Raw genomic sequence first — 13,593 nt, 5'->3', positions numbered from 1 at the left:
CTCAGCCGATGGCGAAGGTTCTGACCAGTTCCTCGAAGACCGGCTTGCTCTCGGCGAACTGTTCTTCCGTGCTGGTCAGGTAGAACGAGTACGCCTTGCCGTTGCGCATGACCGCGCCCCAGAGGCCGTGGCGCTTGTCATCGCAGGTGTATTCGAGGACAGCGCCGGGCTGTCCGGCGATGGTCCGGTCGGTGAGGCCGACCTGCGCGTACGGCTTCGGGCAGCTGGAGCCCTTCTTCTTGAGGTTGTTCTCCGCGATCTTCAGGAAGCCCTGCGGCGAGCCGTTGCCCGACTCGACCAGGAGCCGTACCTTGCGCTCGGCGCCCCCGTCCACGTAGTCGACCCAGCTGCCGCCGCTCTTCTTCGTCCAGCCCTTGGGCACCGACACGCTCGTGCCGCGGCCCTTGTAGGTGACCGTGGGGAACGGTGCCTGCGGGGCGGCGCTGGTCGTCGGCCCGCCGGCGGCGACGGGGGTCTTGGCGTCGCCGCCCCCGGAGAGGGCCAGGACGAGCGCGAGCACCAGCAGCACCGCGAGGCCGCCGCCGGCGGCGAGCTGGGTGTTGCGGGGCCAGCCCCGCACCGTGGTGACCGCCTTTGCGGTGGTCTCCCGGGCGGTGGTGATCGTCTTGTCGATGACCGCCTTGCGCTTGGCGCCGGGGCTCATCACGACGGTGCCACCCACCATCGGCTCGCGGGCCGCGCGGGCGCCGTCCCACTGCCGCCGGGGCGGGATCACGCTGGTGGTGTCGCCGCCACCCGACGGCGGGATCACGCTGGTGGTGTCGCCGCTCTGCCTGGGTCCCGGGTACGGGCCCGTCGGCTGGTCGGCGGCGGCGTTCCCAACGTCGCGGCGCGGGCCGCCGTCGGCGTCGTTGTGCTTGAGCTTGGCGAGGTGCCCCGACAGCGACTCGCCGGGCGCCAGCATGGCCCGGCCGCCGATCTGCCCGGTGGGCTTCGCCTGCGGCGGGATGGGCTGGGTCTCGGCGGCCGGCGGGCGTTGCGACGGGACCACCGAATAGGGGTCCGTCATCAGATGCGCGGGCGCCTTGCTGGCCAGCGGCCCGGCGAGCTGCTGGCGCAGCATGGTGCGGGCGGTCTGCACGTCGAAGCGGCGGGCCGGGTCCTTTTCCAGCAGGCCCATCAGCATCGGCGTCAGCGAGCCCGCGCGCACCGCCGGGGTGGGCGGGTCCTCGACGACGGCGTGCATCGTCTCGATCGGGTCACCCTTGTCGAACGGCGGCCGGCCCTCGATCGCGGTGTAGAGCGTGACGCCGAGCGAGAACAGGTCGCTGGGCGGGCCGAAGTCGCTGCCCATGGCCCGCTCGGGCGAGATGAAGTGCGGCGAGCCGAGCACCATGCCGGGCGTGGTGAGCTGCACGTCCGTGGGCATCCGGGCGACGCCGAAGTCGGTGAGCACGCAGCGGCCGTCGGTGCAGATCAGCACGTTGGCCGGCTTGACGTCGCGGTGCAGGACGCCGTGGGCGTGTGCCACCTCGAGGGCGCCGAGCAGGGCGATGCCGATCTTCGCGACCACGCGGGCCGGGATCGGGCCGTCCTCGATCACCATGTCGGCGAGGCTGCGCGCCTCCAGCAGCTCCATGACGATCCACGGCCGGCCGTTCTCGTGCACGACGTCGTAGACCTGCACGACGGCCGGGTGCTGAAGCGCCGCGGCAGCGCGCGCCTCGCGCATCGTGCGTTCATACATCGCGTCGCGGTCGGTGGGGGCCAGGCCGGGCGGGAGGATGACCTCCTTGATGGCCACGTCACGCCGCAGCAGGGTGTCGGCGGCACGCCAGACGGTGCCCATGCCGCCGTGCCCAACCGCTGCGCGCAGCGTGTATCGCCCGCCGATGAGCGTGCCCGGGGCTGCGCGTCCGCTGGTCGGAGCGGTGCTGCCACTGCTCCACGTCGGGATCTGAGTCACGTAGGTGCCACCGAAGGGGGTCTAGGGGGCGGTCGGCCAACCCCGCTATCTTGCCGGGTCATACCCCTTTTCGAAAAGCCGCTGGTCGGGTGTTCTCTGGATCTCGACCCTGCGTGGTCGCGGCGTTGCGCAGGGTGGAACTTATCGGACGGTGTGTACAAAATCCCTCACGCGCACCGGAGGATGAACGACGCCTTAGGATCCGTGGGGTGAACGCAGAATCCGGGTTCGAGATCAAGCCGGTTTACGACAGCGGCGACCTGCCCGACGACGTGGCCGAAAAGCTCGGCCGGCCCGGCGAGTACCCGTACACCCGCGGCGTCTATCCGACGATGTACACCAAGCGGCCCTGGACCATGCGGCAGTACGCGGGCTTCGGCACCGCGGCCGAGTCCAACGCCCGCTACCACCAGCTGCTCAAGGCCGGGACGATGGGCCTGTCGGTCGCGTTCGACCTGCCGACGCAGATGGGCTACGACTCCGACGAGTCGATCGCCAGCGGCGAGGTCGGCAAGGTGGGCGTCGCCATCGACTCCCTCGACGACATGCGGCGGCTCTTCCGCGACATCCCGCTGGACAAGGTGTCCACCTCGATGACGATCAACGCGCCGGGATCGGTGCTGCTGCTGCTCTACCAGCTCGTCGCCGAGGAGCAGGGTGTGCCCGGCTCGGCCCTGCAGGGCACGATCCAGAACGACATCCTCAAGGAGTACATCGCCCGGGGGACCTACATCTTCCCGCCCAAGCCGTCGCTGCGGCTGGTGGCGGACACCTTCGCCTACTGCCGGGCCGAGATCCCGAAGTGGAACACGATCTCGATCTCCGGCTATCACATGGCCGAGGCCGGCGCGTCGCCCGCGCAGGAGATCGCGTTCACCCTCGCCAACGGCATCGAGTACGTCCGCGCCGCGATCGCCGCCGGCCTCGCCGTGGACGACTTCGCTCCCCGCCTGTCCTTCTTCTTCGTCGCCCGCACCACCCTGCTGGAGGAGATCGCCAAGTTCCGGGCGGCCCGGCGGATGTGGGCGCGCATCATGCGCGACGAGTTCGGCGCGAAGAACCCCAAATCCCTGATGCTGCGGTTCCACACCCAGACAGCCGGGGTCCAGCTCACCGCGCAGCAACCCGAGGTCAATTTGGTACGGGTGGCAGTGCAGGCCCTCGGCGCGGTCGCCGGCGGCACCCAGTCGCTGCACACCAACGCGTACGACGAGGCGATCGCGCTGCCCACCGAGAAGTCGGCGCGGCTGGCGCTACGGACCCAGCAGGTGCTCGCGTACGAGACCGGGCTGGTCGACACCGTGGACCCGTTCGCCGGCTCGTACGTCATCGAGGCCATGACCAACGAGGTGGAGGCCGCCGCCACCGCCCTGATCGAGCGGGTCTTCTCGCACGGGTCCGCGGTCGACGCGATCGAGCAGGGCTTCCAGAAGCAGGAGATCGAGGCGTCGGCGTACAAGATCTCGCAGGAGATCGACGGAGGCGACCGGGTCGTGGTGGGCGTCAACCGGTTCGGCGCCGACGAGGAGGAGAAGTACGAACCGCTGCGCGTCGACCCGAAGATCGAGGCTGACCAGGTCGCCCGCCTCGCCGCCCTGCGCGCCGACCGGGACTCGACGGCGGTCGAGGCGGCGCTGGCCGATCTGCGCAAGGCCGCCGAGGGTACTGACAACGTTCTGCCATCAATGCGCGAAGCCTTGCGTCGCCGTGCCACCGTGGGAGAGGTGTGCCACACGCTGCGCGGCGTGTGGGGGGTGTACCACCCGGTGGAACACTTCTGACAGCGACGACGATTGATTCTGACAGCGACGACAATTGAACCGCGTCACCTCCGAGATCCGTAACCCGTTGTAGGAGGTGATGGGACGGATGCTGCCCGCAGAGCGCTCTTATCAGGGCTTTCGTGACACTGCGCAACCTCGTCCGTACGGGAATGGCGTTGCACAGCGTCACCAAAATGGGTCTAGGCTGTCGCGCGTCGCCGAAACCGGCCCAAACCTCGAGAGCGATAGAGAATCCGACGTGACGAGTGCATTGACGGCGCCCGAGGGCGCGGATACGGCACCTTTTCCGGGCCCGCCCCCCGGAGCCGAGCCCCTGCCCGGCCAGCTCGACCGCTGGCTGGCGTCCCGGGGCGCCGAGCTGGTGGCCATCCGCCGTCACATCCACGCCCACCCGGAGCCGTCGAACGCCGAGTTCGAGACCGCCGCGCTCATCGCCCGGGAACTCGCCGTCGCCGGGCTCAGCCCGCAACTGTTGCCCAAGGGCAACGGTCTGATCTGCGACATCGGCCAGGGCGACCGGGTGATCGCCTTCCGCGCCGACCTGGACGCGCTGCCGTTGCAGGACACCAAGGACGTGCCGTACCGCTCGACGGTCGAGAAGGTGGCGCACGCCTGCGGTCACGACGTGCACACCACGGTCCTGCTCGGGCTCGGCCTGGCCCTGGCGCAGCTCAACGAGCAGGGTGAGCTGCCCGGCCGGGTACGCCTGATCTTCCAGCCGGCCGAGGAGTGCGTGCCCTCCGGGGCGCCGGAGGTGATCGCGGCCGGGGCGCTCAAGGACGTGGACGCCATCTTCGCGCTGCACTGCTATCCGCAGCTTCCGGCCGGCCTGGTCGGCGTCCGCTCGGGACCGTTCACCGCGGCCGCCGACACCCTCCAGGTCAAGCTCACCGGCCCGGGTGGCCACACCGCCCGGCCCCATCTCACCGCCGATCTGGTGCACGCGCTCGGTCGGGTGATCGTGGACGTGCCGGCGCTGCTGGACCGCCGGGTCGACCCGCGCGCCGGGGTGTCGTTGGTGTGGGGCGCCGTGAAGGCGGGGCAGGCCTTCAACGCCATCCCGGGCGAGGGCGAGGTGCTGGGCACCGTACGCATCCTCAACCGGGAGGCGTGGCGCGACGCCCCGGAGCTGATCACCAAGCTGATCCGCGACGTGGTCGCGCCCACCGGCGCCGAGGCCGAGGTCGTCTACAACCGTGGCGTCCCACCGGTCATCAACGACCGGATGGCCGCCGCGGTCATCGCCGGTGCCGCCGGGGCCGCGCTCGGCGCCGACCGGGTGGTCGAGGCCGAGATCAGCATGGGCGGCGAGGACTTCGCGTTCTACCTGGAGAACGTGCCCGGCGCGATGATCCGCCTGGGCACCGGCACGCCGGGCGCCGAGACCAGGTACGACCTGCACCAGAGCAACTTCGACGTCGACGAGCGCTGCATCGGCTACGGCGTACGGGTAATGGTGCACACCGCCCTGGCCGCGCTCGCCACCGGCGCTTTCTGACCGCCCTCCCGTCTACTTTGTCTCGACCGCCGGGACAGTAGCCACGGCCGGCCGCACCCGGCGGCGGCGTCGCACGAGGTGGACGACGGCCCATGCCGGCAGGCCGAGCAACAGCAGCCACGGCAGCAACCAGCCCAGGATGGTCGCCAGCACGCCGAGCGAGACGAGCACGCCGTTCCAGCCGTTGCGCAGCCCGGCAAGGAACCCGGCCGGATCGTCGTCCTCCGGCGCCGCCGCGGACTGCGGGTCCAGCAGCACCAGAGTGATGGTGGACAGTGCGGTCAGGTCCGTCAGTCGGCGCTGTTTCGCCTGCAGCGACGCGAGGTCGGACTCGCGGGTCGCCACCTCGCGCTCCAGCATCACGAGGTCTTCGAGGGACTTCGCCTGGGCCAGCAGTTTGCGGCCGCTGACCACCCGGGCCTGCTGCGTCGCGATCCGGGCCTGGAGGTCGATCGTCGCGTCGGTGGCGTCCTCGGTGTCGATGCCGCGCCGCTCCTCGTCGCCGAGCTCGGCGAGCTGGTTGACCACGGCGTGGAACTTCTCCGCCGGCACCCGCAGGATCAGCGTGGCATCGGACGGCCCGTTGCCTGAGCTGCTGCGCTTGTCGCCGCCGATGAACCCGCCCACGCCGGCCACGATGCCGGTCGTCTGCGCGGCCGCGATGCCGACATCCTTGACCCGTACGGTGATCGAACCGGTGTAGATGATCGACCGCCGGCCCACGCTCAGATCCGGGGCCTGGGCGGCGCTGTCCTTGCCCTGCGGCGGCGCGGCACCACCCTGCTCGACCGCGTCGGCCTGGTCGGCGGCGCCGCCCGGGTTCGCCGGGGCGGGCGCGGCGACGCCCTCCCCGCGGCTTGACGTCGCCACCGAGTCGCTGCTGCTGTCGCCGCTGCAACCGGCCAGCGCGAGCGCGGCGGCGATCCCGACGGCGCAGAGGCCGGCGGCCGGCCGGTGCAGTGCTGATCTGTTGGTCGAACCCGCCATGGTGAATCTCCTGTCCCCGGTGAGGTCTGCCCCCTGGGACGTGCGGCGCACCTCCACCGGTTCCGGCAGACTGCGGGGTGGACGGTCACGATTCGGCAGCGGAGGAGACCCGTGCGCGTCACCAAGTTCACGCATTCCTGCCTACGTTTCGACGGCGACGGCGTGCTCGTCGTCGACCCCGGCGCGTTCAGCGAGCGCTCCGCCCTGCGCGGCGCGGACGCCGTGCTCATCACCCACGAGCACTTCGACCACCTGGACACCGACGCCCTCGCCGAGGCCGTCGCCACCCGGCCGGAGCTCACCGTGTACGCCCACGCCGACGTCCTGCCCGCACTCGGCGGGTTCGCCGGCGAGGTCACCGCGGTGGAGCCCGGCACCGAGTTCCGCGCCGCCGGCTTCACGATCCGGGCGTACGGGGGCCGGCATGCGGTCATTCACGAGGACATTCCGCGCATTGCCAACCTCGGCTACCTCGTCTCCGACGGCACCGACTCGGCGTACACGCCGGGAGATTCCTTCACGGTGCCGGACGAGGAGGTGGGCACGCTGTTCGTGCCGTTGAACGCGCCGTGGATGAAGCTCAGCGAGGCGATCGACTTCGTCCGCGCGGTCCGGCCGGAACGGGCGTACGCGTTGCACGACTCTTTGCTGACCGAGACCGGCGCGAAAGTCTCCAACGGCCACCTGGAACGCCTGGGCGGCACGAAGTACGCACAGGTCGCCCCCGGCACGATCCTCTCCTGACGTGGCCACACCCGAGACCGACGAGCTGATCCGGCGGCTGTACGAGGCGCCGCCGGAAGGCTTCGTCGCGGGCCGGGCCGCCGCGGTCGCCGCCGCCCGCAAGGCCGGTGACAAGGAGGCGGCCCGACGCCTCGCGGCCCTGCGCAAGCCCACCGTGGCGGCGTGGCTGGTCAACCTGCTCGCCCTGCGCCGGCCCGACCTCATCGAGGACCTCGTCGAGCTCGCCACCGCGCTGCGCCAGGCCCAGCGCAGCCTGCGGGGCGACGACCTGCGCGAGCTCTCCCAGCAGCGTCGCCAGGTGATTTCCGCGCTGGTCCGATCCGCGCAGCAGCTCGCGGTCGAGGACGACCCCGCGCTGCGGACGGCGAAGCTGCCGATGGCCGAGGTCGAGGCGACCCTCGGCGCGGCCCTGGCCGAACCCGACGTCGCCGAGCAGGTGCGCAGCGGCCGACTGATCAGGGCCGCCGCCTACGCCGGTTTCGGCGAGGTGCCCCGGCCGCGGCTGCGCCTGGTCACGGCCGACGACGCAGCCGACGACACCGACGACGCGGACGACGACACCGACGACGCCGATGAGTCGCCGGAGCCGGAGTCGTCCGCGTCGTCGGAGTCGTCGGTGCCGTCGGAGTCGGAGACTCCGGACGAGGCCGAGCCGAAACGCGTCTCGGTGCTGGACGAACGTCGACGTCGCGCCGAGGAGAAGGCCCGGAACGAGCGCGCCGCCAAGCGCCGCGACCTCCAGCGCGAACTCACCCTGGCACGCACGGCGGACCGCAAGGCGAAGACCGCCCTGGAACGCGCCGACGAGGCCGAGCGGGCGGCGAGCCACGCCGTCGACGAGCTCGAGGAACACATCGCCGAACTCGAACGCCAGCGCATCGTGGCCCAGGCCGAGGTGTCCCGCCGCAAGCTGGCCCGACGCTCCGCCGAGCGGGAGGCGTCGGCCGCCCGCAGACAGGTCGGCGACGTGGAAGCGGCACTCGAAGATCTCGATGCCGAGGAACCGGACTAACGGCGGTTTTCCAGAATCGGTCAGGGAGAGCAGAATCGGGCGGTGACCCCCGAACAGGCAGCCGCCAATGCCCGGCCGGGACTCACGTCCCTCGTCGGGGCGTTCGCCGAGTCCCCGCAGACGCTGCGTCGCGCCCGGCTGATGGGGCTGTCCGGATGGGCGTACCACGTCTCGGCCCGGGCCGGTGTGCTCGGTGACGTGCGGCCGGAGACCGTCGCCGCCGCCATCGGGTTCATCGCCCCCGACGCCGTGACCGACGGCTGGGAGTCGGCGGCGAAGACCATCCCGCCCGTCGAGGTCGCCACCTGGCACCTGCACGAGCTGTGCCGGTGGGGCATCGACCAGCTCGGCGGCTTTCCCCGGCTCACCCGCCTCCTCGAGTTGTCGAAGCGGATCGTGTCCGCAGTGGACTGCGCGGGACTGCCGCTGTTCGCCGCATGGCGGGCGATGCCGGTGCCGGACGCGGCGCCGGGGGCGCAGGCCGCGGTCATGCTGCACCTGCTCCACGAGCACTGGCTCGGCGTCCACGTCGTGGCCGTCCGCGCCAGCGGCCTCACCCCGCTGCAGGCGATCATCGCCGGGCCCGAGGGGGAGACGGGCGCGGTGGCGTTCGGCTGGCAGCCGCCGTACCCGCCGGCCGGCCCGATCGTCCGGCGTCTCATGTGGGCGGAGGCCGTCGCGGGATCGCTGGCCGGCCAGGCGTACGCCGCCCTCGACCGCGCCGAGCGCGTCGAGCTGATCGGCCTGCTCGAATCTCTGTCGCACCGCCTCTCCCGATGAGGCAGGCTGGCGCGGTGACCGAACTGCCCGCCGGATGGCACACCCGCCGGCCCACCCTCGACGACGTCCCTTCCATCCTGGCCCTGGCCCACGCGAGCGACATCGCGGCGGTCGGCGAGCCCGACTTCACCGCAGACGAGGTCAGGGAAGCGCTGACCGGCCCGAACACCGACATGGCGAAGGACTGTTGGCTGGCGTTCGACGCCGACGGCGCGCTCGCCGGGTGGGCATATCCGAACAACCCCAACGGGGAGGACCGCGACTTCCTCGAGATCTATGTGTGGCCGGAGCGCGGCATCCCCGCGCAACGGCCGCTGCTGGAGCTGATGCTGACCCGCGCGGCCGAGCGCGCCGGCGAATTCGGCCACAAGAACTACACGGTGCGGGCGGGCGCCATCCCCAGCGAGACGCCGTGGATCGAGACGCTGACCGCCGCCGGTTTCGTCTTCCTCAAGCAGCACGCGCGCATGACCATGTCGCTCGACGGCGTGTCGCCGGAGGCGCCGCGGCCGCCGGCCGGTGTCACCATCCGGCCGGTCCGCGCGGACGAGCTTCGCCGGTTCCACGCCACCATCGCCGAGGCGTTCCGCGACAGCGACCACCCGTCCCTCGGGTACGAGGAGTGGTCGTCCCAGGCCGGCGACGCCTCCGACGACTGGTTCGTGGCGTTCGTGGATGACGAGTGGGCCGGCGTGCTCCAGTCATCCGACTCTTCCGCGGAGGAGGGGGAAGGGTGGGTGCGCTCGCTCGCCGTGCTTCGGGCGTACCGAAGAAGGGGTGTGGGTGAGGCCCTGCTGCGCCGGGCGTTCGCGGCCTATGCGGCCCAGGGACGCACCCGGGCCGGCCTGGGTGTCGACCTGGCGAACCCGACGCGGGCCGCGCGGCTCTACCGCGCGGTCGGCATGCACCCGCTCTACGAGGCGAACATCTATCAGCGCGAGATCGAGATCTAGATCTCCGGCGAGGAGGTGCGGGTCGGCCGCTGCCGCAACTCGTTGACGTAGTCGTCGGGAGCGCCGGCCTTCTCGGCGGCGTTCGCGATCTCCGAGAGATACCACGCCGTCGGCATGCCGCCCTCGTAGCCGTCGAAGACATAGACCCAGGCGCTCAGGTCACCCTCCAGCGTCGAGACACGCACGGTGAGCTTTTGGTACGCCCCCGCGGTCACGCCCTCGACCTCGTCGAGCTGGGCCGCGTCCCAGGGGTGCACGTCGTAGAGCGCGACGAAGACCCGGTCGCCGGGAGACTCGACGATCGTGGTGACCGCGCCCTCCCAGCCGAGGTCGCCCTCGCCGGCGAAGGTCAGGCGCCAGCCCTCGACCCACCCGACTCCCACCATCGGCGAGTGCGGACAATAGGCCCGCATCCGGGCCGGATCAAGGTTGGAACCGTACGCGGCGTAATGACCCACGGCGATGACGATAGCCCGGCACCCGGTTGGGGGAGAATACGAGGCGTGCGTGTCGGCACAACTCAGTCACGTAAGTGACGAAACGTAACAATGGAGGTAGAGCGCGTGAGTCGGATCGTAATCATCGGCGGTGGTCCGGGCGGGTACGAGGCGGCGCTCGTCGCCGCGCAGCTCGACGCGGACGTGACCCTCGTCGAGGCCGACGGCGCCGGCGGAGCGTGCGTGCTCTCGGACTGTGTCCCCTCCAAGACCTTCATCGCCAGCTCCGAGGTCGTGACCGGCTACCGCCACAACGAGCGGTTCGGCGTGCGCTCCGCGGGCCTGGAAGGCGTGACCGTCGACGCCGTGGCGGTCAACGAAAGGGTGAAAAAGCTCGCACTCGCGCAGTCCGGCGACATCCAGGCCAAGCTCATCAAGGCCGGTGTGGACGTGGTGCAGGGGCACGCGCGGCTGGGCGAGGACACGCTGGGCCACACCCACCAGGTCCTGATCACCCCGCACGGCGCTTCCCCGTACGCGGTCGACGCCGCCACGGTCCTCGTCGCGACCGGCGCGACACCCCGCGTTCTGCGCACGGCCGTACCCGACGGCGAACGCATCCTCGACTGGCGCCAGGTGTACGACCTCACCGAACTGCCCACCCACCTCGTCGTCATCGGCTCCGGCGTGACCGGCGCCGAATTCGCCAGCGCCTACCTCGCGATGGGCGTAGCCGTGACCCTCGTCTCCAGCCGTGAGCGAGTGATGCCCCACGAGGACGCCGACGCCGCCATGGCGATCGAACGCGTCTTCCGCGAACGCGGCATGACGATCCTCAACCAGTCCCGCGCCGACTCCGTGGTCAACACCGGCGACGGCGTCGAGGTCACCCTCGCCGACGGCCGCACCGTCACCGGCTCACACGCCCTGATGGCGGTCGGCGCGGTGCCCAACACCGCCGACCTGGGCCTGCGCGAATACGGCGTGGAGGTGGCCCAGGGCGGATACGTCACGGTCGACCGGGTCTCCCGGACGAACGTCCCCGGCATCTACGCGGCGGGCGACTGCACCGGCGTCCTGCCGCTGGCCAGCGTCGCCGCCATGCAGGGCCGCATCGCCATCTGGCACGCCATGGGCGAGGCCGTGGCACCGCTGCGACTGCGCACGGTGTCCGCCAACGTCTTCACCGACCCGGAACTCGCCACCGTCGGCGTCTCCCAGAATGATGTGGACGCCGGCAAGGTCCCGGCCCGCCAGGTGATGCTGCCCCTCACCGGCAACGCCCGCGCCAAGATGGCGGGGTTGCGCGACGGCTTCGTCAAGCTCTTCTGCCGCCCGGCGACCGGCCAGATCGTCGGGGGTGTGGTCGTGGCACCGAAGGCGAGCGAGCTGATCCTGCCGATCACGATGGCGATCGAGAACAATCTGACGGTCGATCAGTTGGCGCATACGATCACGATCTATCCGTCGTTGTCCGGGTCGATTGCTGAGGCTGCTCGGCAGTTGATGCTGCACGAGCGTCAGTAACGGTGTTTTTGTCGGGCCTGGGCTGCGTTTTCTTTGGTTGACGGTCCGGGCTTCGCCGGTTTTCGGCAGGTGCGGGCTGGTTGTTCCGCTTGTTCCGGGGGCTGGTTGGTCCGCGGGCTGCTTGTTCCGCGGGCTGGTTGTTGTGCGGCTTGCTTGCTCTGGGGCCTGCTTAGTTCGCGGGCTGGTTGTTCTGCGGCTTGCTTGCTCTGGGGCCTGCTTAGTTCGCGGGCTGGTTGTTCTGCGGCTTGCTTGCTCTCCGGCTTGCTTGCTTCACGGCCTCTTGCGTTGTGGCTGGCTTGCCTGGCTGGCGTTATTGCTGGCGGCCGAGACTTCCTATCGCGGGTGGACGGGCTGGACCGGGGCGTCATGGACCGGCTCGTCCTCGCCGGCGGCATCCGCGGGAAGGTCGTCGGCGTCCTTGCGCCCGCCGGAGAGCGCCAGGACCCAGCCCGCCGTGCCGAAGATGACCGCGGCGGTCGCGGCGATGGAGAAGAGCCGCCACGCCGACTGGGTCACCGCGGTGCCACCGACATGGCCGACCAGCCCCCCGTAGGTCGCCCAGGCCAGCGCGGCGCCGCCGTCGTAGAGCACGAAGAGCTTGATGGGGTAGCCGGTCCGTCCGGCGTGGTAGCCCGCCGCCATCCGCCCGCCGGGGACGAAGCGGCAGAGCAGGAGCACCAGCGGGCCGGGTTTGCGCAGGCCACGAGTGAAACGCTGGGCGGCTCGGCGGGTGCGGGAGCCGCTCTTGCCCGGACCGCCGTCCCGGCCCAGTCCCCGGCCACCGCCCGGGTCGAGTCCGCCGCCCGTGCCGTGTCTGTTGGCTGGCCCGTGTCCGTTGGCCAGGTCGTGTTTGTTGGCCAGGTCGTGTTTGTTGGCCAGGTCGTGTTTGTTGGCCAGGCCGCCTGCGTTGGCCAGGCCGCCTGCGTTGGCCAGGCCGCCTGCGTTGGCCAGGCCGTGTGCGTTGGCCGGTCCGTGTGCGTTGGCCAGGTCGTGTTTGTTGGCTGGCCTGTGTGCGTTGGACAGGCCGTTTCTGCTGGCTGCGTCGTGGATGTCGCGCGGGTCGTCGTCGTCCGCGCTCTCAGCGCTGGGCGTGAACCGGCTGCGCAGCGCGGCGAGGCGGCCGCCGCCGCCACAGTTCTCGGCGGCATGCCCGGCGGTGCGGCCGAGGAAGAACGCGATGGAGTCGCCGGTGAACATGCCCAGCGCCCCGACGGCGATGACCAGAGCCAGGTTGAGGTTGCCGTATACGGTGAGCGCACCAGACGTGATCATGATCGCCTGGGTCGGCACCACCGGAATCAGCGCGTCCACGGTGAGGAAGCCGAAAAGAGCGAGATAGGCCCAGGCCGGTGTTGCCAAAATGGTCAACAGGTCGGTCATCGGCTCGGCCACCTCACGGTTCCAGGTTCCACGGCATTGTCCGTGGGCGCACCTGAGAATGGGCTGAGTTCAGCATGCGCCCCGATCAGGCCCGGCTAACGGTGATGCCCGACACGGTACGTCCTCCACGGTGCACACACTGCGCGCGACGCGGGAGGTTTCCACCCATCCCTGGCATACCCGCCGCCGAATCGCAATAAGGACACACTCCTGCCGCCGACGAACGGATTTCGCAGCCCGGCCAAAGTCGGCCCGATGAGGATCCGCTGGGGGTGTTCGCTTCGCTGGGGGTGTTCGCTTCGCTGGGGGTGTTCGCTTCGCTGGGGGTGCTCGCTTCGCTGGGGGTGCTCGCTTCGTTGAGTGCTTGCCCGGCTGGGTGCTTGCCCGGCTGGGTGCTTGCCCGGCTGGGTGCTTGCCCGGCTGGGTGCCCGCCCCTGTGCGATTGCCCCCTGAGTGCCCGTGTCGCCGAGTGTCACCTCTGCTCGGTCTGTTTCTCATCGGGCGCCCCTAGTGGGGCGGGTGTCTGCTCTGCTGGGCGCACTCTGGTGGGGCGCTTGCTTCTGC

Annotated in this window: 10 protein-coding genes and 1 pseudogene; 7 read left to right on the top strand and 4 right to left on the bottom strand. The window is 70.8% G+C overall.

Annotation, left to right across the window (positions count from 1 at the left end; translation table 11 throughout):
• Nucleotide 1: 1 nt before the first annotated feature.
• Nucleotides 2-1,927: a protein kinase gene (locus AB0M36_RS10955; RefSeq protein WP_364155274.1), complete on the bottom strand. Its 1,926-nt coding sequence runs from the start codon at nt 1,925-1,927 to the stop codon at nt 2-4.
• A 209-nt stretch (nt 1,928-2,136) separates the two neighbouring features.
• Between AB0M36_RS10955 and AB0M36_RS10950 the strand changes: the two genes are divergently transcribed.
• Together AB0M36_RS10950 and AB0M36_RS10945 are read left to right on the top strand one after the other, a co-directional pair.
• Nucleotides 2,137-3,708, top strand: coding sequence for a methylmalonyl-CoA mutase family protein (locus AB0M36_RS10950; protein ID WP_364155272.1), 1,572 nt, complete (start codon nt 2,137-2,139; stop codon nt 3,706-3,708).
• A gap of 241 nt (nt 3,709-3,949) precedes the next feature.
• The gene (locus AB0M36_RS10945) at nt 3,950-5,209 is read left to right on the top strand and encodes an amidohydrolase (RefSeq protein WP_364155271.1); all 1,260 of its coding nucleotides are present in this window, start codon (nt 3,950-3,952) and stop codon (nt 5,207-5,209) included.
• Between the two features lie 12 nt (nt 5,210-5,221).
• Here AB0M36_RS10945 and AB0M36_RS10940 read toward each other — a convergent pair whose 3' ends face one another.
• Complete coding sequence (locus tag AB0M36_RS10940) at nt 5,222-6,196, bottom strand: DUF4349 domain-containing protein (protein WP_364155270.1); 975 nt, start codon at nt 6,194-6,196, stop codon at nt 5,222-5,224.
• Between the two features lie 111 nt (nt 6,197-6,307).
• On the opposite strand from AB0M36_RS10940, the gene AB0M36_RS10935 reads away from it, so the two are divergent.
• From AB0M36_RS10935 to AB0M36_RS10920, 4 genes are read left to right on the top strand one after another with little or no spacing between them, the layout of a single operon-like run.
• Entirely contained in the window at nt 6,308-6,940 is a 633-nt protein-coding gene (locus AB0M36_RS10935; RefSeq protein WP_364155268.1) for an MBL fold metallo-hydrolase, read from the top strand.
• Nucleotide 6,941: 1 nt separating this feature from the next.
• Nucleotides 6,942-7,952 (top strand): hypothetical protein, encoded by a 1,011-nt coding sequence (locus AB0M36_RS10930; RefSeq protein WP_364155267.1) that lies wholly within the window; start codon nt 6,942-6,944, stop codon nt 7,950-7,952.
• Between the two features lie 42 nt (nt 7,953-7,994).
• Nucleotides 7,995-8,732 (top strand): hypothetical protein, encoded by a 738-nt coding sequence (locus AB0M36_RS10925; RefSeq protein WP_364155265.1) that lies wholly within the window; start codon nt 7,995-7,997, stop codon nt 8,730-8,732.
• A gap of 14 nt (nt 8,733-8,746) precedes the next feature.
• Nucleotides 8,747-9,685, top strand: coding sequence for a GNAT family N-acetyltransferase (locus AB0M36_RS10920; protein WP_364155264.1), 939 nt, complete (start codon nt 8,747-8,749; stop codon nt 9,683-9,685).
• On the opposite strand, the gene AB0M36_RS10915 is transcribed toward AB0M36_RS10920, so the two are convergent.
• The gene (locus AB0M36_RS10915; RefSeq protein ID WP_364155262.1) at nt 9,682-10,143 is read right to left on the bottom strand and encodes a gamma-glutamylcyclotransferase; all 462 of its coding nucleotides are present in this window, start codon (nt 10,141-10,143) and stop codon (nt 9,682-9,684) included. The genes AB0M36_RS10920 and AB0M36_RS10915 overlap by 4 nt on opposite strands.
• Before the next feature lie 105 nt (nt 10,144-10,248).
• Between AB0M36_RS10915 and AB0M36_RS10910 the strand changes: the two genes are divergently transcribed.
• Nucleotides 10,249-11,649: an NAD(P)H-quinone dehydrogenase gene (locus AB0M36_RS10910; protein WP_364155260.1), complete on the top strand. Its 1,401-nt coding sequence runs from the start codon at nt 10,249-10,251 to the stop codon at nt 11,647-11,649.
• Between the two features lie 333 nt (nt 11,650-11,982).
• Here AB0M36_RS10910 and AB0M36_RS10905 read toward each other — a convergent pair.
• Nucleotides 11,983-12,384, bottom strand: a pseudogene (locus tag AB0M36_RS10905) (DedA family protein); the annotation flags it as partial.
• Between the last annotated feature and the right edge of the window lie 1,209 nt (nt 12,385-13,593).

The sequence above is a fragment of the Actinoplanes sp. NPDC051346 genome (assembly GCF_040682215.1).
In the GTDB taxonomy this organism is placed as follows: domain Bacteria; phylum Actinomycetota; class Actinomycetes; order Mycobacteriales; family Micromonosporaceae; genus Actinoplanes.
The sequence above is the reverse complement of the archived record's forward strand: the minus strand, read 5'-3'. Positions and strand labels throughout refer to the sequence as shown.